Here is an 18,786-nt window from a genome sequence, read left to right as displayed (position 1 = left end):
GCATTCTGAACCTGCCACTGGCTTCAGCCAGCCCTTGATGCAGTGCCTTTGGACAGCTTCAGGTGCAATCCAAGTCACCCCATACGCGATGAGGAAACCTCATGAAACTCTTCGTGGACACTGCAGAAGTAAGCGACATCAAAGACCTGATAGGCTTCGGATTATTGGATGGCGTGACCACCAATCCAAGCCTGATCGCCAAGTCCGGTCGCGATTTCAAAGAGGTCATTGAAGAAATTTGTACTCTGACGGATACGTGTCTTGGCCCCCTAAAACTGTGCCACAGTTGGCTTAGTTTTGGAGACGGGATTGATGGCGCGGAAACGGTATTCGGACGAAGATATTCTGCGGCTTTTGCGCGAGATTGAGCTGGGCCTGGCATCTGGTTCGGATGTCGCGACGGCGTGCAGAACGGCTGGTGTCAGTGATGCGACCTATTACACATGGCGCAAGCGGTTTGGTGGGATGGGACGATCTGAGATGGCCAATCTGAAGGCGCTGCAGAAAGAGAATGATCGGCTCAAGAAAATCGTGGCTGAGCTTGAACTGGACAAACTCATTCTCAAGGAGAGCCTTGATTATCTAAAGCCAAAGGCCTGACGGCAGACCAGCTTCGTCAGGCCGTGGTCCACACCCGACAAAAGCTGGCAACCTCTGAACGGCGCACCTGTCGCGTGATTGGATTGGCGCGGAGCACGCTGCAATACCGCGCAGCGCCAAAGGATGATGAGGCGTTACGTCTGGCGATGATCCGATTGGCCAAACGGTATGGGCGCTACGGCTACCGCAAGGTCGCCGAGCTGCTGCGTGTCGAAGGCTGGGCAGTCAATCATAAAAAGATCGAACGACTATGGCGCGAAGAAGGCTTGCAGCTCCCACAACGGCACAAGAAACGCAAACGGCTGTACCACAAGGACAGCTCGATCATCCGGCTCCGACCGCAACATCCCAATCACATCTGGAGCATTGACTTTGTCCACGACAAGCTGAGCAACGGACAGAGCTACAAGATGCTGACGGTGCTGGATGAGTATACCCGTGAGGCGCTCTGCGTAGCGGTCAAGCCGAAGATGAACAGCGCAGACGTGCTGGATGCGCTCTACCCACTCTTATTGCGGCACGGGAAGCCCGAACACATCCGTTCCGACAACGGCGCGGAGTTCATCGCAACGGCCCTGCAGACCTGGTTAAGAAAGGTGGGCATTAAGCCGATCCAAATCTACCCGGGATCACCTTGGGAGAATGGATACAACGAGCGCTTCAATGGCACTCTGCGCCGGGAAGTCCTCAACGCAGAATGGTTCCACACCACCAAACAGGCTCAGATCGTCATCAATACCTGGCTTAGACAGTACAATCGTGTCAGACCCCATCAGGCTCTAAACATGCGACCGCCCGTTCCAGAAACCTTGCTCAAAACTGGCCCATAGAATTGGGGCTGGACAGTGATCGTGCCGGAATAAACCCGTGTCTGAATGAACTGATCGCCTTGCGCAGCGCGAGTGGAACTCTGGCTCTGCGGGAGGCCCGATCCAAAAGACCATTTAAGGCCGCATGCCCGTCACTCCTCGACCGGCGGAAACCATGTCAGCGAGGAATGGTGAAGTGAGATCAAAACACGCCCGTCAAGCTTGTGATAGGCGAAGGTATAGTCGGCACGGGTTGCGTTACCGTCTTGATCGACGAATGTGTAATGCCCCATGTCTTTGTATCCCATGCCGCCCGCTTTGAGGATTGGCCCCACGGCGCTTTGGAATTCCACTTTGACCCACCCGCGCTTCAGGAAACCTGTGTCCTGCGGGTAGTCCGGGTTGCCGCCGATGAAGTAGGAGCGTGCGCCTTCGCGGTCCAAGCGGATCACATCCGCCAGTGTCGGTTTGAACAACAAAGGCTCGTCGGCGTCGCCGAAGTCATAAAGATCCAAAAGCCGATCCAAGTCTTGCTCGGTGACATATTTGGCCCAAGCCCGTTGTGCGGCAATGACCTCAGCTTTGGTCATGGGTTCAAAACTGCGTTCTGAGATCTTCTTTCCTCCTGTTCACTTTAAGGCTTGTGCGGCTGTTTCGCTTGTCGCGATAAATCTCAGCAAAATCACATAAAGCATCTGGCAGCCAGCCGACAACATCTATTTGTAACAAATGGAGTTGCGTTTTGGCGCCGACTCGACTAGCTGCACACACTGACGCTCAAAAGACAGCGTTATACCCCAAGTGTCCCGAAAGGGTCTGTTGCCACCTTCGAACATGTCTAGTGTCGTCCAAACTGAAACCTTCCGCAGCTAAGGCGAGACAAACTCAAAATGCCGCGTATCTCAGGATGAGAGCGAGAATGACGATGACCGCATTTGATATAGAAAGTTTGATCTTTGACGAGCGTGGACTGATCCCAGCCATCGCTCAGGACGGCGACTCGGGTGAAATTCTTGTGTTTGCCTGGATGAATGTGGCTTCGATCCGAGAGACAATAGAGACAGGTCGTGTTGTGTATTGGTCCCGCTCTCGGGAAACTTTTTGGCGCAAGGGTGATACGTCGGGTCATATTCAAAAGCTCATCGACCTGCGATTTGACTGCGACCGCGATTGTCTGCTTTTGATCGTTGATCAAACGGGCCCGGCCTGCCACACCTTTCGAAGAAGCTGTTTCTATGCAGCAGTAAGAGATGGCGCCAGGGTCGAGCTCTCGCGTCCAATAATTCGGTTTTGACAGTTTCCAGCTTCGAATGAGGTCGTGATGCAGACGTTTAACATGGGCAGGATGCCTCCGGTTACATTCGGGGCCGGGCGCATTTCGAAAGTTCCGGACATCGTCGCGGATTTGGGTGGTGGGCCTGTCTTTGTCATCGCGGACGCGGTGCTTGCGGATCTGGGTATCACAGATCGACTGACACAGGACCTGACCGCAAAGGGTCTGACGTTCGTACTTGCGGCAGAAGTGGCTGGTGAGCCCAAGGAGACCTTAATCGACGATCTGTCTGCGCGTGTCCGCGCAGCAAAATCCAAAACTGTCATCGGGCTTGGCGGCGGTGCTGCCATGGACGCAGCCAAGCTGGTCGCAGCCCTTGCAAACAGCGACCATCCTGCGCGCAGCTTCGCTTTGGCTGCGCGTCCCTTGCCGCAGAACGGATTGCCCGCAATCGCGATCCCAACAACGGCTGGGACCGGTTCTGAGGTGACACGCACTTCGGTGGTCTCGACGCCGGATGGTCTGAAGAACTGGTACTTCGGCGAAGAGCTGATGTTTGCACAGGCCGTGCTTGATCCGGAGTTGACGCTGAGCCTTCCGCCCAATCTCACTGCTTGGACCGGGATAGATGCCGTCGCCCATGCACTGGAGGGTTCAACCGCGCGTACCACCAGCCCGGCGGGGCAGCTCTACGGTCTGGAGGCTCTTCGAATTCTGGTTGATGCCCTGCCGCGCGCTGTTTCAGATGGAGCGGATATCGAGGCGCGAGGGCGTGTCCTTTGGGGCAGCACAATTGCGGGGTTGGCATTGCACAACTGCAATACGCATATGGGGCACAACATCAGCCACGCACTGGGATCATTAGCGCGGATTCACCATGGGTTGGCAACTGGGCTCGCGCTTGAGGTCAGCCTTCCGTGGTTGATTGCCCGTCCGGAAGGTTCGGAACAGTATGGTCTTGCTGCTCAAGCCCTTGGTGGAGCCGTGACAGCTGATGCGTTGCCAGCCAGATTCAACGAGCTCATGCGCGCCTGCGAAATACCTGCGATATTGCCTCTCGAATGTTCCCATGTTGCGGCAACGGAACTCGCCGCGGAAATGAAAAACACTGCCAACCGAGCGATGTCGCAAAACGCAGCCTGCCCTATAACAGACGGGGATTTGGACGAAATCGCATGCATGATGACGCGCCTACCGCAGGCAGCGATTACACCATAGAAGCGTCATGTTGGACGGTCGGTGCAGGCCGTCCATGACGCTGATACTGTTTGCTAGGGAGCGTCTCTGTCTGACAGCCACTTTTTGAGCTATCGTTTGTTCAATCCAGCAACTCCAGTTTTGTCCGCGATTTTTGAGTGGCATATATATATTGGTTTTGCTCATGTAGCGAACGGCCACTTCGACGGGCGCACAACGGCGTGCCTTAGGCCTAGATGGACACGCCAACATATCGACATCACCAAATAGCTACGTGCAATATACGGAAGAAGGTCGAGATGTTCTTTGCCCACCTGAAACACATCCTCGGGTTGGGGCGGCTTCGATTACGTGGATCATGTGGCGCAAATGACGAATTCCTCGTCGCCGTTACTGCCCAAAAAAACTCCGCGAACTGGCCAAGGTCATTCTCGCACCGCAGCAATCGCACAAAGCCTTACAGGAAAGGCGTTCACTCCCTTTTCCGGCGCCCATATTTTGCGTTCGCGAACGGGTGTTTTTCCACAGAATCCGCAGGAATCAAACCTTCGCTGCAGGCGCGCTGGCCTAGGCTCAGGACCCATTGATTTCTGTTTGGCAGCGTGATTCACGGTTCAAAAAACGAGCGATGACATGTCTGATCTATTCTGGCTGACGGATGTGCAGATAGTGCGTCTTGAGCCTTTCTTTCCGAAATCCCATGGGAGGCCTCGGGTTGATGACCGGCGAGTGTTGAGCGGGATTATCTTCATCAATCGCAATGGCTTACGGTGGCGTGACGCACCCTCCGCGTATGGCCCGCACAAGACGCTCTACAATCGTTGGAAGCGGTGGAGGTGAGTGGCAAACGCCACTGGTTCGAGTGCCGCCACGAACAGGGCATCTTTGCGCAGATGATGGTGGGTTTGGCCGCTGAGCACGGCGAAGAAAAGACTGTCATGATTGATGCCACATATCTCAAAGCGCGTCGCACGGCATCCAGTCTTGCGGTGAAAAAGGGGGACGTGGACGCCTGATCGGACGCACGAAAGGCGGCATGAACACTAGAGCTGCACGCCATCTGCGACAGAATTCAACATCAGCCGGACGCCGATTCGGCATGTTTTGACGACCTTGGAACATGATGGGTTTCTGCTTGTTAAACACGGTGTCGGCAACATCGTCTCAGAGATCGAACCGCGCGAGTTGGTAGAGATTTTTACAGTTCGCATGATACTTTGGTAGTCTGCGGGGGACTTCTTTGTGTCTCCGTTTCCTGACGGGACGGTGGAGCGATTTGCCGAATATAAAGCGTGCTTTCAATCTGTTCAGGCTGGTGATGTGGTCGGATTTGGCCGGGCGAACAGCCTCTACTACACCGGGTTAACAGACCTCATTACCAATCGCACGTTACGCGACACGATGCTGAAGCTCTTCTTTCAAACCTCCCGCATGTGGCTGGTCTCACTGCCAGCGCTTGACTGGGAGGAGGTAATTACTGCGGTTTCAAACGAATTGGATGAACTCAGGCGTTTAATAAGCCTAGAGGACCCGATCGGGCTGGGATTGGCCGCAAGAAACCATGTTTTTATGGCCCGAAGGCGTATTCTGGAAGGCTTGGGTATGCGACTAGAGGAAACGAGAAATCCGCTTTGACCGGCAAAAATAGCCTGAGAGCAAAAGACCCCAACGGGCCTGACTGTACACTCCGACCACAGGCGCAGAGTTCACCCGGTTTGTCGGTTGGTCAAACCTTTACGTTCAGTGATACCTTGCTGCGATCCATGACTACCGACGTCCTGAAACGCTTTACATTCTTGTCGTCGAAAAACAGCTTTTGGATCAAAGCCTGATATTCGTCCATATCCTCGGCCAGTGCAATCAGCGCGAAATCAGCCTCGCCCGTAATATAATAGCATTGCTGGATCTGGGGTTCTGCGGCGATCTTGCGGCGAAACGCGTCAAGGATGTCCAGACGCTCTCTTTCCAACTCGACAAGAATGAGAAAGGTCATGCCCTGACCAACGCTTTGCGGATTGACCAAGATTGTCTCGCCGTCGATCACACCGTTTTCTCGCAATAGTTTTACGCGACGTTGGACGGTTGCAATCGACGCCCCGGCCTCTTCGGCAATCTCGGTCAAACGGCAGCTGGCATCTCTTTGCAGGATTCGCAGGATGGCGCGATCCACCGGTAACAGGTCTTGATGATCTTTTGGCATTAGAATTTCTGCTTTTTTGAGTTGTATACATCATGGTGATGCAAATTATGAAAAAAATAAAGCGGGATGTTGGCGTAAAGATAAAAAGGAGATCGCGAACAACGTGACGTATCCCAAGAGAGCATCAGAGCTAAGCCAATCAGAGAGGAAAAGAAATGAAATTTGACCTGAAATCCAAACTACTGTCCGTGATCGGGGCAGTGACGATCATGTCAGTCGCATCGACCGCGACGGCGGACGAGCTAACTGATCGTATCAATGCAGGTGAGCCGATTCGACTGGGCTTCGCAACGGCGATCCCTTGGGCTTATCCCGGTGAAAGTGGCGAACCTCTGGGTTTCGTCAATGCGCTGACGCTGGTTGTTCTCGAAGAGATGGGGATCTCCAATTACGAAACCTCGGTCAATGAGTGGTCCGGCCTGATCCCCGGACTTCAGGCCAATCGGTATGATATAATCACGGGCGGCATGTACATCCTGAAGAGCCGCTGTGAGAACATCAACTTTTCCGATCCGATCGGTCTGTTCGGGGATGCGATGCTCGTTCCGGCGGGAAATCCGCAAGGCATCCACAATTACCAGGACGTGGTCAAAACCGGTGCAACTCTGGTGACGGGTGCCGGGTTCAACACGGTTGAAGCGGCCAAGAAAGAGGGCGTACCAGAAGACCAGATGATGCTGGTGGCGGGTGAAGTCGAAATCCTGGCTGCGATGAAAGCGGGCCGCGCAGATGCGGCGGTACAGACCTTCTTTGGCGCCAAGGAACATGTCGACAAATCGAACGGCCAGTTCGAAGTGACCGATCCCGCAGACATGCCGGAATGGACCCAGAATTGGGTCGGCATTGGTATGCGTCACTCCGACACCGACTTTTTGGCCGCCTTTAACGAGGCGATGGCCAAGGTGATCGGTGGAGAGAAGTGGATGGAAGCAGTTGAACCCTATGGGTACACCGAATTCCAGCTGCCGGGCGACGACGCCTCGACCGAATACGCTTGCGCAAACCGCTAAGTTTTTCGTGAGGCAGGCACCGGGCGGCTCTCCCCCCGCTCGGTGCCAACTACTGGAGACCATTCTTGAGTTACATAGAGTTTTTGTCCGAGTTCCTTCCAAAACTCGCGAGCGGTGCAGGCACGACCATTATGGTCATGATATGTGCGACGCTCCTTGCGGTTGTGATCTCGATGATCTTTGGGCTTATGCGCCTGTCATCAAACGTTGCCATTCAAGGAACTGCAACAGTTTACATCGAGTTCTTCCGGGGCACATCGCTGTTGGTGCAGCTCTACTGGATCTACTATGTTCTGCCGCTCATGGGCGTCACGCTGACGCCGTTTGTGTCGGGGGTGCTGGCTTTAGGCATGAATTTCGGAGCTTATGGCGCCGAAATCGTACGGGGTGGCATTCAATCGGTGCCGCGCGGTCAGTACGAGGCGGCTCTGGCGCTGAATATGTCTCCGGTAGCACGTATGAGACGGATCATCATTCCACAGACCTTCCCACTGATCCTGCCCCCGGCAGCCAACCTGACGGTTGAGTTGTTGAAAGCGACGGCCCTTGTGGCGTTGATCACCGTGGTCGACCTGATGTTTGTCGCCAAACAGATCAATGCAACGACGTGGCTTTCGGCACAAGTCTTTGGGACGGCTCTGGTTGTTTACTATGTCATGGCGCGCTTTGCGCTGATCCCTTTCCTGCGGTGGCTGGAGTTTCTCGCCGCGCGCATGGTTGGCAAAGCATGAGGAGGCTGTGATGGAATGGCGTTGGGAATTTGCCTGGGAAATTCTACCCCGCATGCTGTGGGCGACAGGCAACACGCTTTTGGCCGCAGGTGTTGGCTACTTGATTGCGGTCGTCGTTGGCCTTGTGTTGATGCTGGGCCAGAGGACCCCCTACCAGGTTGTCAATATCCTTGTGCGTGAGGTCGTCGAGTTTGTGCGGTCCACACCGCTGCTGGTGCAGCTCTTCTTTGTCTTCTTTGTGGCGCCGCAGTTTGGAATAAAACTCTCGGCGTGGACAGCCGGTATGCTGACCATCGGACTGCATTTTGGCACCTATCTATCGGAGGTTTATCGCGGCGCACTTGAGGGCGTTCCAAAATCGCAATGGGAGGCCTGTAAGGCGTTGAATTTTTCCCCGTCCTATACGTATCGCCGGATCGTTCTGCCGCAAGCTTTCCCGATCGCGTTGCCTGGCATGGGCAATTATCTGGTGGGCATTTTCAAGGATACGCCGCTTCTGGCCACGATTGGAGTGGCCGAACTGATGCACACAGCAAACGCGCTGGGCGCGGAAACCTATCGATATCTGGAACCTTACACGATGGTCGGTTTCATCTTCTTGATCATCTCACTCCCAACCGCCATGGGGCTCAGACGCCTCGAAGCCGCCGTTAACCGGGCGCAGGGCAAGGCAAATCACTGAGGCACATGATGACAATTGACACTCTTCATCCCCAATCGCTTCCAGAGGGAAGCCCAATGGTGCGATTTGCCGACGTGACCAAAAGTTACGGGGCGCTCACCGTTTTGGATCAGCTCAATCTCGATATCGCTCGGAACGAAATGGTGTCGATCATCGGCCCATCGGGTTCTGGAAAAACCACCGTTCTGCGCGTCCTGATGACCTTGGAGGGGATCAACGACGGCGTCATATATGTCGACGGTCAGCCGCTGACCCATATGCCCAAGGGCAATGGTCTGGTGGTTGCAAATGAAAAACACCTGCACGATCGGCGCTCGGAGATCGGGATGGTCTTTCAGCAATTCAACCTGTTTCCACACATGACAGCTCTGCAGAACTGTATCGAGGCCCCGATGCAGGTGCTTGGGCTGAGCCGTGAAGAGGCTGAGGAACGGGCATTGAACCTGCTGGATATGGTCGGCATGAGCGCCAAGAAAGACCAGCACCCCTCGCGTCTGTCCGGAGGACAGCAACAAAGGGTGGCAATCGCCCGGGCACTTGCGATGCGGCCGCAGGTGATGCTGTTGGATGAGGTAACCTCGGCTCTTGACCCCGAGGTGATTGGCGAGGTGCTGAATGTTATCCGCTCGCTCAACAGCGAGCATAATCTGACCATGATCATGGTGACCCATCAGATGGGTTTCGCGCGCGAGATATCTGACAGGGTCTGCTTTTTTTATGAAGGAAAAATTGCCGAGCAAGGTACGCCCGATCAGCTGTTCGGCGATCCGCAAAACGAAAGAACCAAACAGTTCCTGCACGCCGTGCTGGACGCCAACTGAATATAGCGAAATCGCGCCCTGCTGAGCAGCCGGGCCATTGAACTCAAAAGAAAGGCCGGTGCCATGACGCCAGGACTTGAGGATACTATTGTTGATCGTGAGGCCTATCAGCGCAATGTGGAACACCTTCACCGACGTGGTGTCCTCTTGCCGAGGATTGCGGAACTCGCGGATCCCGCGACGCATATTGCGCGTAGGATGGGCGGGATTTCCGAGGCCGACCCCGATGCTGCCGATCCGGCGAACCTGTTTCGGGTTCACTGGCACAATGCACAGGACCGTAGGACCTTGGCCGATGTCCCTGTGCATATCGTGCTGGACGAAAATCTGACCGGAGTCAAAGCCAAGATCGTGGTGGCCCTTGGCAACCGTTTCCCGATGATCGACTGCCACAAGGTGCTGGCAGCGTATGGATGTCTGATCCCACGCCTGATGTCTGGCGTCTTTGATGCCACCAAACACCGTGCCGTCTGGCCCTCAACCGGCAACTATTGTCGCGGCGGGGTCGCAATTGCTAATCTCCTGGGATGCAGATCCGTTGCGGTTTTGCCCGAAGGGATGAGCCGGGAGCGTTTTGATTGGTTGAACGCATGGCTGACCGATCCGAATGATATCTATCGAACTCCGGGCACTGAAAGTAACGTCAAGGAAATCTACGACGCCTGTCATGAGTTGGACAAAGACCCGGAAAACCTGATCCTCAATCAGTTCGCCGAATACGGAAACTACATCATCCACCGTGCCGTGACTGGTCCGGCGATGGAACGTATTTTTCACCATCTAAATGCCTCGGGCAATCTGACCGCGCGTGCCTTTGTCTCGGCCACTGGCTCTGCCGGCACGATCGCAGCGGGCGACCACCTCAAGGCATCGCTGGGCACTCAGATTGGCGCGATTGAAGCGCTGGAATGCCCGACGCTTCTGCTCAATGGCTATGGTGAGCACAACATCCAGGGGATCGGCGATAAGCATGTCCCGCTGATCCACAACGTGATGAACGCGGATTTCGTGATCGGTGTTTCGGATCGTGCCAGCGACGGTATGAACATGGTTGCGAACACTACCTCTGGGCGTGAATACCTGTCCAAATATCGCGGTATCGGACAAGAAACGATTGCAGAGCTTGGCAATTTCGGCCTGTCTGCCTTGGCTAATATCATTGGGGCGATCAAATACGCCAAATACATGGATCTCGGCAGCGATGATGTGGTGATGACCGTCGCAACCGATGGTGCGAATATGTATCAGACCGAACTGCAGATTGCTCAGAAGAAGTACTTTGCACACGGGTTCGATGAGGTGAATGCCGCCGAAGCCCTTGGTCGCTCTATCCTTGGGGCGACGACGGACAACATGATTGAGATGACCCGCACCGACCGCGAACGGGTCTTCAACCTGGGCTACTACACCTGGGTCGAACAGCAAGGCACGACGCTGGCGGATTTTGACCGCCGCCGAGATCAGTCGTTTTGGGATGGGTTGCTTGATCTGGTGCCTGTCTGGGACGGCATGATCGAAAGCTTCAACGAGGCCTGAGACATGGCGGATCGCACGAAACTGTCCCTAACAGCGGCCCATTGGGGGGTGTATCGGGCCGAGGTCCAAGACGGCAAGCTGAGCGCCTTACATCCTTTCGAGCGCGACCCGGAGCCTTCCAATATCATGCAGGGGTATCTGGATACGCTGGACGGTCCCCTACGCATCAAAACCCCGATGGTGCGCAAGGCCTGGCTGGAAGGCAAACGCGGCGATCCGCCAAACCGCAACGGCAATGATCCATTTGTCAGAGTGTCCTGGGACACGGCGGAAAAGCTGGTTGCGGACGAGTTGGACAGGGTCCGCAAAACTTATGGCAATCAGGCAATTTTTGGCGGCTCGTATGGCTGGGCGTCCGCCGGACGCTTTCATCACGCCCAAAGTCAGTTGCACCGGTTCTTGAACTGCATAGGCGGCTACACCCGTTCGGTGAACTCTTATTCACTTGCGGCGGGCGAGGTGATCCTGTCCCACATCGTAGGAGATGCGACCGGGTTCATCCACGCACCACCATCCTGGCAATCTGTCATAGACCACACTGGCTTGGTTGTTGCTTTTGGTGGCATACCGGTGCGCAACAGCCAGGTCACTGCGGGTGGTACCGGATACCACCGTACCGGTCAGGGATTGCGCAAGGCGCGCGATGCTGGCGTCTCATTTGCCAACATCTCTCCCTGTCGAAGCGATATGTCTGACGAGCTGGGTGCAACTTGGATCCCTGCACGCCCTGGCAGTGACGTCGCAATTATGTTGGGGCTGGCCCATGAACTTGTGCAAAACAACTGGCATGACGCCAGCTTCCTGGACAGATACACACATGGGTTTGACCAGTTCAAAGCCTATCTAAATGGTGAAACAGACGGAATCGCCAAGACGGCGCAGTGGGCGGCCAGTATCGCCAGCATAGAAGCGCACGATATCATTGCGTTAGCGAAACGGATGTCGGAAACGCGCACAATGATCTCCGTGAGCTGGTCGCTGACACGCCAGGAACACGGAGAGCAACCTTTCTGGATGGCAACGACTCTGGCAGCGATGCTGGGCCAAATCGGACTGCCAGGTGGTGGTGTTTCCTACGGGTATGGTGCGTCGAACTCGGTTGGGATGGAGCGGCTGAACCTTCGGTATGCTGCCTTTCCGCAGGGCAAAAACAAAGTCAAAGACTTCATTCCCGTTGCCAGGATCTCGGACATGCTATTGGACCCAGGCGGAACCTATCAGTACAATGGGGAACTGCGCCAGTATCCTGACACACGGCTTGTCTATTGGGCGGGGGGCAATCCCTTTCATCATCATCAAGATCTCAGTCGGCTTTGCATGGCCTGGCAGAAACCGGAAACCGTGATCGTGCACGATTGGTGCTGGAACGCATTGGCAAAACGGGCGGACATCGTGCTCCCTTGTACGACACCGCTGGAGCGTGACGATCTCATGCTCACACCACGCGACCGCTTCATCATCGCAATGAAAGCCGCCGTGCCGCCTGTCGGAGAAGCCCGAAATGATTATGACATCCTGCGCGGGATCAGCCAAAGACTAGGCGTCAAAACGGAGTTTTCCGAAGATCGGAGCACCGAGGAATGGCTGGAACACCTATACCGAAAAAGCCGCGATCTGGCGCTGCATTCCGGGGTCGAATTACCTGATTACAACACATTTATGGAAACAGGCGTGCTCGAAACGGATATCCCCGAGGTGTCATGGGATGCGTTTACGGCATTCCGTGAAGACCCGCGTCAGGCGCCTTTGAAAACACCGAGTGGCAAAATCGAAATCACATCCGATCGAATTTCCTCCTTCCCGGAGACAAGCATCCTACCGCATCCGGCCTGGCACGAACCGCGCGAGTGGCTTGGCAATGCAACGGCGGAACTACCGTTTCATCTGATTTCAAGCCAACCGGCCGACAAGCTTCATTCGCAACTGGATCATGGGCGTATCAGTCGAGCTGCCAAGCTACATGGTCGCACCCCGCTTTACATTCATCCCGACGATGCTCGTCGACAGGGGTTATCAAACCATGATTGCGTGCGTGTTCATAACGCACGCGGTGCCTGTCTCGCAACCACGGTCCTTGATCGGAGCCTGTTGCCTGGCGTCGTTCGGATGAGCACAGGCGCGTGGCTTGACGCCGTTGAGCAGACGGACGGAACGTTGCTGTGTCGCCATGGAAACCCAAATCTCGTAACCCGAGATTCAGGGACCTCGGAATTGGCTCAGGGGCCCGTCGCGCATTCATGTCTTGTGGCGCTTGAGCGATACGAGACGGACCTACCCATAGAAGCTTTTGATCCGCCGGTGATCGAAGATCTTTCGTGAACGCCGCATGCGGGCGTGCCAGGGGGGCGCGTTGTGTGGATACTGTTAAAAAGTTGTAGACCACCAGGCCCGGTCAATCCGATATGTAGACGCGCATCGCCTATGGGTCGAATTATACATTCGATGTCGGAAGTGAATCCTCAGCCAGCTTAGTGGCTACAGACAATAATGCTCACTATTTGGCGGGCAACCAAGGCGATGACAGCATCTCTGGAGGTGAAGGCAACGACTTCCTCGATGGTGGCCTTGGCGATGACGCATTGGCGGGTGGCGAAGGTCTATTTTCGTACTTCTTTGCTAAAGGACAAGGCAACGACACCATCGAGGAGAACTCGTCTAACTATCAGGAGAACGACCGGCTGATCTTCGGTGATGGGATCACCGTGGATGATCTGTATGCGGTCAGCACTCATACAGGTGGCAATGTCGGAATCTACCATCTGACCATCGGTCTGAAGAACGCCGACGGTACGATCACCATTCTGGATTACGGCAGCGACAGCAGCATTTCCGACCGCCAGCATATCAACGAGTTTGTGTTCTCGGATGGCACGGTGCTGAGCCGGCAAGAGTTTATGGCCGCAACCCTCGGCACTGCGGGCAACGACCATTTCAATGGGTCGGGCGAAAGCGACGACTATGTGTTCCGGGGTGGTAAAGGCACCGACACTATTGGCGAAAACTCTTCAAACTATCAGAAGAATTACCGTCTGTTCTCCGGCGATGGGATCGAACAAGCAGATGTATTCGGTTTCCTCTCAGATATGAATGCAGACGGCATTGATGATCTAGTGATTGGCGTCGAAGGTATTGCTGGCTCGATAACGGTGCTACGCGAATACGCCAGTTCGAATGCTGATCGTTACCAACTGGATGAGTTTGTTTTTGCAGATGGTACAACCCTTGATCATGATGCATTCATCTCCGCAACGTTTGATCAATCGCAAGAAGACATATTCGTATTTTAAACTATGCAGAGGCGCATATTGCGCCCCTGATTCTTACAGTCGGATCAAACAAAAGCTTCTCTTGCCAGCATTTCTACGACCAATCATACTATTACGCCAGTCGATGGTCAGCGGCTCGCAAGCGAAATACATAGATAGATGCGAAACAAACGCCTGCGAACTTCTTGGCTCAGCTTTCGAAAGAGCGCTGCAGCACTATGAAGAGATCGTGAGGCAGCCGTTGGCGGTTACGCGCCTGCATCCCCGGTCGAAAGCAGCGCAAGAAGCCGGTCAAGTAAAACAAGCGCAGATACAAGCGGCGAAACCGCATCGAGATCATGTTTGGCAGGTTAAAGGATTGGAGGCGTTTGGCGACCCGCTATGACCGTTGCTCCAAGGTCTTCCTCTCAACCATCGTACTCGCAGCAGCCGTCATACACTGGTTGTGAATCCTGACCCTAATGTTCAACCCTGGTCAGAGCTGGCTATTGCATCAGGCTGCTCGAACAGCGATAGCACCAACAATCCAGAATTGCACGCGGTACCGCCTTACATGGATCTGAGTGATGCTAATCACAGGGAACAAATCACCCTCGTCGCCACTCACCGATTCCGATTTAAACGTTTCAACAACTGCCCACTGCTTTCCAGCTAACCGACTCGCTAGGTCGCTGCTCAACACGCTGTACCCTTGAGTTGGTTGTTCCATTAGATATTCGGCGGCGAAAACTTCTAGGACTGGATCTCAGTATATCAGGTTTATCGCAGATTCTACCATGTTCGTCATCTTGCTGACAGCGGCGTGCCGAGATAGGTTACGAGTCAAGGTCTGCTTGGATCTTTGGTGTCGCCCTATTCCATTCACTCATCTATTCTGACAGAAACATGATGGCACATGCTCAGCCTGACACACGCGCTAGTTCCTCAGAGCTATCTGCAGCAGTTTTTTTGTTTTTGATTTCTGTGGTGCTATTTGTGGTTCGCGGGCATACACCGTGGGGGTGGCCGAGCCTGGACATGGCCTACTACTACGTTGAGGTTCAAAGTCCCGGATTCATCACCGGTGACTTTGTTACCAGTTGCTTCAGCCCCGACAATGGGCGTGCTCTTTTGGGCGTTTGACGGATTGGCCCATTCGTCTGGGATTGGAATGGGATCAATCGCTATATCTCTGGATGTACCTCAACAGCGCTCTGTTGCCGTTAACTTTTTTTTTGGGTCTTGCCAGCATTTTGCCCCGCGATCTTCCCGCATTGCGCCCGATCTTGTTCGTCTTTATTCTCGCCGCGATTGCTGAACCCGAAAAAATTCAAAGGCTCACTGTGGCCTGGTGGCAGGCGTGGGGATTCTATTTCCACCCATCTTTGCTGAGCTTGAGCGCATTTTTCGGTGGTCTGTACCTTACAAGCCTCCAGTTACGGAGGTTCATTTTTCTTGGGTACCTGATCATTTTCTTATCTGCCCTGTTTCATCCCGCCTTCGCAATCGGAGCGAGCATTTTTGCGATGATTGTTTCAACGGCGAACCGCAGCGGCTGGTTACACGGGTGCAAGATCGTCGGTACCGTCCTTGCTGGCGCTATTTTTCTGAGACTCAACTCCTCATCCGGGGCACTCTCGGCACAAGAGTATGTCCAGTACTTCGTCAACTTACACCCCGAGCACTACCTACCGACGCGTTTCTTGCCACTCGGCCTTGATCATTGGTACGATCCGGTATTGTTCCTAATGATCTGGTTTCTCGTAGCAATCACCGTGTTGGTCTTCAGCAGTCGACGGTATCTGTCTATCGTACCGATTGGGTTTAGTCTGTACTACGGTGGCTCACTTTTGGCGCAGTATGTTCTGGTGGAACTCTATCCCGTATCGACAACGCTCATCTTGCTGTCGCCGTCACGTTTCCTGGCATTCGGCTATTGGATGTTTGTAGTGTCGGTCGGCCTGATGATCGCAGTGGTTCTGGCAGATAGTGTCGCGCTGAGGCGTCCATCATCAAAAGAAGAAGCCGCGCCATCAAAGCTTGTACTCTATCTGCAACTCGGTTTGATCGTTGTAACGGCAGTTCTGTTTCATGAAGCAACGCAGGGATTTGACGAGATAGTTGCCTTGATTGTTTTCGTTCTACTGATCGGGTTGGCCTTGCGTTTATGGGCCAGCACCTTGCTGACGCGCGTGTCACGGAACGTGCTGCCTATATCAGCCAGTTCAATCTTTAGCATCAGTGTAGTATTGCTATCCGTCGGCGCGCCTTGGGCACTTCGACAGCAGAACACGGCGGGAGATTTTTTAGATCAAGGTGATCGGGCTGTCATTGATTGGATTGCCGAGAACACAAAACCGGGAGACGAGATTGCAGCGCCTGGAAAGTTGAGTGTCGCGATTCCCTTGATCAGCGGTCGCGGAACATATAGCGGCAATGGTTTCCCTTTCGCTGACATGTGCTTGCAGGAAAATTTTGACCGGTATGTGAACTTGCGGGGTGACCCCAGCGGGTCCGAAGGACGCAGCGCAGCCTCCGCACATTATGCGGCGCTGGACCTAAGCCAATTTGAAACCTTTGTGCCATCGCCAGACTGGGTGATCATGTCATCAGCAGATGCCATGGCAAATGGCTCCATCGCGCAGGCAAAGCCAACCTATAGTGCAGGCGGCTGGGTCGTATTCAAAAGTATTGGAAGTCGCTAGGTACTGGCAACAACAAGAGGGAATTAAAATGTTGCAGTTGTTCTGCGTACATTGCGCCTAGGTTAGCAGTACACTAAACCCCTCGGCATGTTGAAAGTGGCGCAACATCTCATCGAACCGACTTCTGCCCAAGTGCTTTCCAGAGGAACAACATGAAGACCAAGAACTCGAAAGCCCTAATTGGATGGACCGGATTCGTGGGCGGCAGCCTGTGTGAACAGCATGGTTTTGATGCGATTTTCAACTCTGAAACCGTTGTACAAGCCCGCGGCCAGAATTTCGACACGGTTGTTTGCGCCGCTGCCCCCGGTTCGATGATGCTGGCGAACAAATTTCCTGAAAGGGACGCCGAGCAAATTGAGGCACTTTGCCAGGAGCTAAATCAGATAGAGGCTCGAAGATTTATCCTTATTTCTTCTATCGCTGTGCTCGATGATTTTGCTGGTCGCTACAACGAGACCGATGCGTGTTATCAAACGGAAATTGCATATGGGCGCCACCGCCGTAACTTGGAAAGTTTTTGTGCCGAACGGTTTCCGGCCTGTCACATAATCAGACTACCGGCTTTGTATGGTGAGGGGCTGAAAAAAAACTTCATTTTCGATTTGATGAACCCTGTGCCTACGATGCTAACCGAAGAGAAGATGTCGCATGTCCTGGATGTTCTGCCCGCCGCACTAACATGCCCTATTTCTCAGATATTCGATCTGAAACCTGAGGCAGGGATGCATGTGGTAGATCGCGCAAAGCTATCAAAGCTGCGGCCTCGCGCTGAGTTGGAGGCCGCGCTAATAGAAAACGGGCTTTCTTCTATGCAGTTCACGAATCCAAACTCTAGCTTTCAGTTCTACGACATGAGACGGCTTTGGAGTGATATCTCAATGGCCGTCTCTCATAACCTAAACTGTCTTCACCTCGGAACTGAGCCCCAACTGGCCTCTGTCATTTTTGAGGCCGTTAAAGGAAAAAAAATGCCGTCCTCAACAGCGCGGTTGCATGCGGAAGATATGCGGACGAAGTATGCTGCGCTTTGGGGGCGGGACGGTTTCTACATTGAAGATGCAGCGGTAACTCGGAAGGATATTGCAGAATTCGTCACAGCGGGAGGCGTTAGAGAATGATCTTTGCAGTTTCCAATATTGCCTGGCGATTTCAGGATCGTCATGAGGCCTATGCTCTATTAGCTGACAACCAGATAACCGGGTTAGAGATCGCGCCCCCCTTGCTGTTTGCGGATGCGGAGGATCCGTTTTGTCCCGACATGGCCTCTTTCAAACGTGCCATGGGCGAAATCAAAGCAGCCGGATTGAACCTAGTTTCGATGCAATCACTGCTTTTTGGTGTCGAGGATGCGGCCGTTTTTGGCTCCGCGGAGCAACGGTTGAACACGCGGAGAGGTTTACAGCGCTCAATCGAACTGGCAGGCCGCATGGGCATTCGAAACCTTGTGTTCGGCTCTCCGCGGCAGCGTGTGGTGCCCGAAGGTATGCCCATTGGGCAGGCCCACGCTATTGCAACCGAATACTTTTCTGATCTTGGTGACAGCGCTGCTGCCGAAGGGACCAACCTCGCACTTGAGGCCAATCCAGAAGTCTATGGCACCAACTTTCTCACGACCGGACATGCAGCTCTGGAATTTGTTAGGACGCTCGGTCACAAAGCTGTTCTCTTCAACTTGGATCTGGGCGAGTTGCAAGTTAATGGAACCTTTGACCAGATAGGTAATCTTGTCGACCAGTCAGGACCTTGGCTGTCTCACGTTCACATTAGTGAGCCAGACCTCTCGCCGGCGCCAGCCAACGCCGAAACGGTTAAGGCACTTTTGCCCGAATTGGAGGCCTCTTCCTACGAACATGCCGTATCAATCGAGATGAAGTCGCACGAAGACAAGTCTCTCAATGTACTACAGCGGTCTCTGCAGCTTTTCAGCTCTGCCAGGAATGCGGTTGGCGTGGACTAACGAGAAGGGCACGAGAA

The 18,786-nt window shown here is 54.1% G+C and carries 16 protein-coding genes and 5 pseudogenes; 19 read left to right on the top strand and 2 right to left on the bottom strand.

The genetic code is table 11. The features are described 5' to 3' along the window. Positions 1-101 precede the first annotated feature (101 nt). Positions 102-254, top strand: a pseudogene (locus tag ACR3ES_RS22020) (transaldolase family protein); the annotation flags it as partial. A 58-nt stretch (positions 255-312) separates the two neighbouring features. Continuing rightward, positions 313-1,430: pseudogene (locus ACR3ES_RS22015) on the top strand (IS3 family transposase). A gap of 131 nt (positions 1,431-1,561) precedes the next feature. Here the strand turns inward: ACR3ES_RS22015 and ACR3ES_RS22010 are convergent. Then, positions 1,562-1,999, bottom strand: a complete 438-nt coding sequence (locus ACR3ES_RS22010) for a hypothetical protein (RefSeq protein WP_170438218.1) — start codon at positions 1,997-1,999, stop codon at positions 1,562-1,564. A 329-nt stretch (positions 2,000-2,328) separates the two neighbouring features. On the opposite strand from ACR3ES_RS22010, the gene hisI reads away from it, so the two are divergent. The 6 genes and pseudogenes from hisI (at position 2,329) to ACR3ES_RS21980 (ending at position 5,514) form a co-directional block, all read left to right on the top strand. Then, positions 2,329-2,703 (top strand): phosphoribosyl-AMP cyclohydrolase, encoded by a 375-nt coding sequence (gene hisI, locus ACR3ES_RS22005; RefSeq protein ID WP_170438220.1) that lies wholly within the window; start codon positions 2,329-2,331, stop codon positions 2,701-2,703. Between the two features lie 27 nt (positions 2,704-2,730). Further along, on the top strand, positions 2,731-3,900 hold the full coding sequence (locus ACR3ES_RS22000; protein ID WP_170438222.1) for an iron-containing alcohol dehydrogenase: 1,170 nt from the start codon (positions 2,731-2,733) through the stop codon (positions 3,898-3,900). Positions 3,901-4,163: 263 nt separating this feature from the next. Beyond that, positions 4,164-4,309 (top strand): annotated as a pseudogene (locus tag ACR3ES_RS21995) (IS5/IS1182 family transposase); the annotation flags it as partial. Positions 4,310-4,512: 203 nt separating this feature from the next. After that, positions 4,513-4,946, top strand: a pseudogene (locus ACR3ES_RS21990) (IS5 family transposase); the annotation flags it as partial. Between the two features lie 37 nt (positions 4,947-4,983). After that, positions 4,984-5,103: a hypothetical protein gene (locus ACR3ES_RS21985; RefSeq protein WP_480424526.1), complete on the top strand. Its 120-nt coding sequence runs from the start codon at positions 4,984-4,986 to the stop codon at positions 5,101-5,103. Between the two features lie 18 nt (positions 5,104-5,121). Next, the gene (locus ACR3ES_RS21980; protein ID WP_480424524.1) at positions 5,122-5,514 is read left to right on the top strand and encodes a hypothetical protein; all 393 of its coding nucleotides are present in this window, start codon (positions 5,122-5,124) and stop codon (positions 5,512-5,514) included. A 91-nt stretch (positions 5,515-5,605) separates the two neighbouring features. Here the strand turns inward: ACR3ES_RS21980 and ACR3ES_RS21975 are convergent, their stop codons facing one another. Further along, on the bottom strand, positions 5,606-6,079 hold the full coding sequence (locus ACR3ES_RS21975) for an Lrp/AsnC family transcriptional regulator (protein ID WP_170437310.1): 474 nt from the start codon (positions 6,077-6,079) through the stop codon (positions 5,606-5,608). 155 nt (positions 6,080-6,234) lie between these two features. Between ACR3ES_RS21975 and ACR3ES_RS21970 the strand changes: the two genes are divergently transcribed. From ACR3ES_RS21970 to ACR3ES_RS21920, 11 genes and pseudogenes are all read left to right on the top strand, one after another. Beyond that, positions 6,235-7,089: a transporter substrate-binding domain-containing protein gene (locus ACR3ES_RS21970; protein ID WP_170437312.1), complete on the top strand. Its 855-nt coding sequence runs from the start codon at positions 6,235-6,237 to the stop codon at positions 7,087-7,089. A gap of 65 nt (positions 7,090-7,154) precedes the next feature. Continuing rightward, positions 7,155-7,820: an ectoine/hydroxyectoine ABC transporter permease subunit EhuC gene (gene ehuC / locus ACR3ES_RS21965; RefSeq protein ID WP_170437314.1), complete on the top strand. Its 666-nt coding sequence runs from the start codon at positions 7,155-7,157 to the stop codon at positions 7,818-7,820. A 10-nt stretch (positions 7,821-7,830) separates the two neighbouring features. Then, positions 7,831-8,502 carry an ectoine/hydroxyectoine ABC transporter permease subunit EhuD gene (gene ehuD / locus ACR3ES_RS21960; protein ID WP_480424523.1) on the top strand — a complete coding sequence of 224 codons (672 nt, stop codon included), beginning with the start codon at positions 7,831-7,833 and terminating at the stop codon, positions 8,500-8,502. Positions 8,503-8,558: 56 nt separating this feature from the next. Next, positions 8,559-9,323 carry an ectoine/hydroxyectoine ABC transporter ATP-binding protein EhuA gene (gene ehuA, locus ACR3ES_RS21955; protein WP_170437357.1) on the top strand — a complete coding sequence of 255 codons (765 nt, stop codon included), beginning with the start codon at positions 8,559-8,561 and terminating at the stop codon, positions 9,321-9,323. A 63-nt stretch (positions 9,324-9,386) separates the two neighbouring features. Next, positions 9,387-10,859, top strand: a complete 1,473-nt coding sequence (locus tag ACR3ES_RS21950; protein WP_170437318.1) for a PALP domain-containing protein — start codon at positions 9,387-9,389, stop codon at positions 10,857-10,859. A 3-nt stretch (positions 10,860-10,862) separates the two neighbouring features. Then, on the top strand, positions 10,863-13,178 hold the full coding sequence (locus ACR3ES_RS21945; RefSeq protein WP_480424521.1) for a molybdopterin-dependent oxidoreductase: 2,316 nt from the start codon (positions 10,863-10,865) through the stop codon (positions 13,176-13,178). A gap of 152 nt (positions 13,179-13,330) precedes the next feature. Then, a complete protein-coding gene (locus tag ACR3ES_RS21940; RefSeq protein WP_170437322.1) occupies positions 13,331-14,146 on the top strand; it encodes a calcium-binding protein in 816 nt (271 codons plus the stop codon). Positions 14,147-14,373: 227 nt separating this feature from the next. Beyond that, positions 14,374-14,574 (top strand): annotated as a pseudogene (locus ACR3ES_RS21935) (transposase); the annotation flags it as partial. A gap of 696 nt (positions 14,575-15,270) precedes the next feature. Continuing rightward, a complete protein-coding gene (locus ACR3ES_RS21930) occupies positions 15,271-16,809 on the top strand; it encodes a hypothetical protein (RefSeq protein ID WP_480634757.1) in 1,539 nt (512 codons plus the stop codon). A gap of 152 nt (positions 16,810-16,961) precedes the next feature. Continuing rightward, positions 16,962-17,930 (top strand): Rossmann-fold NAD(P)-binding domain-containing protein, encoded by a 969-nt coding sequence (locus ACR3ES_RS21925; protein WP_170437326.1) that lies wholly within the window; start codon positions 16,962-16,964, stop codon positions 17,928-17,930. Beyond that, a complete protein-coding gene (locus ACR3ES_RS21920; RefSeq protein WP_170437328.1) occupies positions 17,927-18,769 on the top strand; it encodes a TIM barrel protein in 843 nt (280 codons plus the stop codon). Before ACR3ES_RS21925 ends, ACR3ES_RS21920 begins: the two co-directional genes overlap by 4 nt. Positions 18,770-18,786: the final 17 nt, after the last annotated feature.

The organism is Ruegeria sp. B1 (genome assembly GCF_056535885.1).
This window is presented reverse-complemented; position numbering and strand designations above follow the sequence as displayed.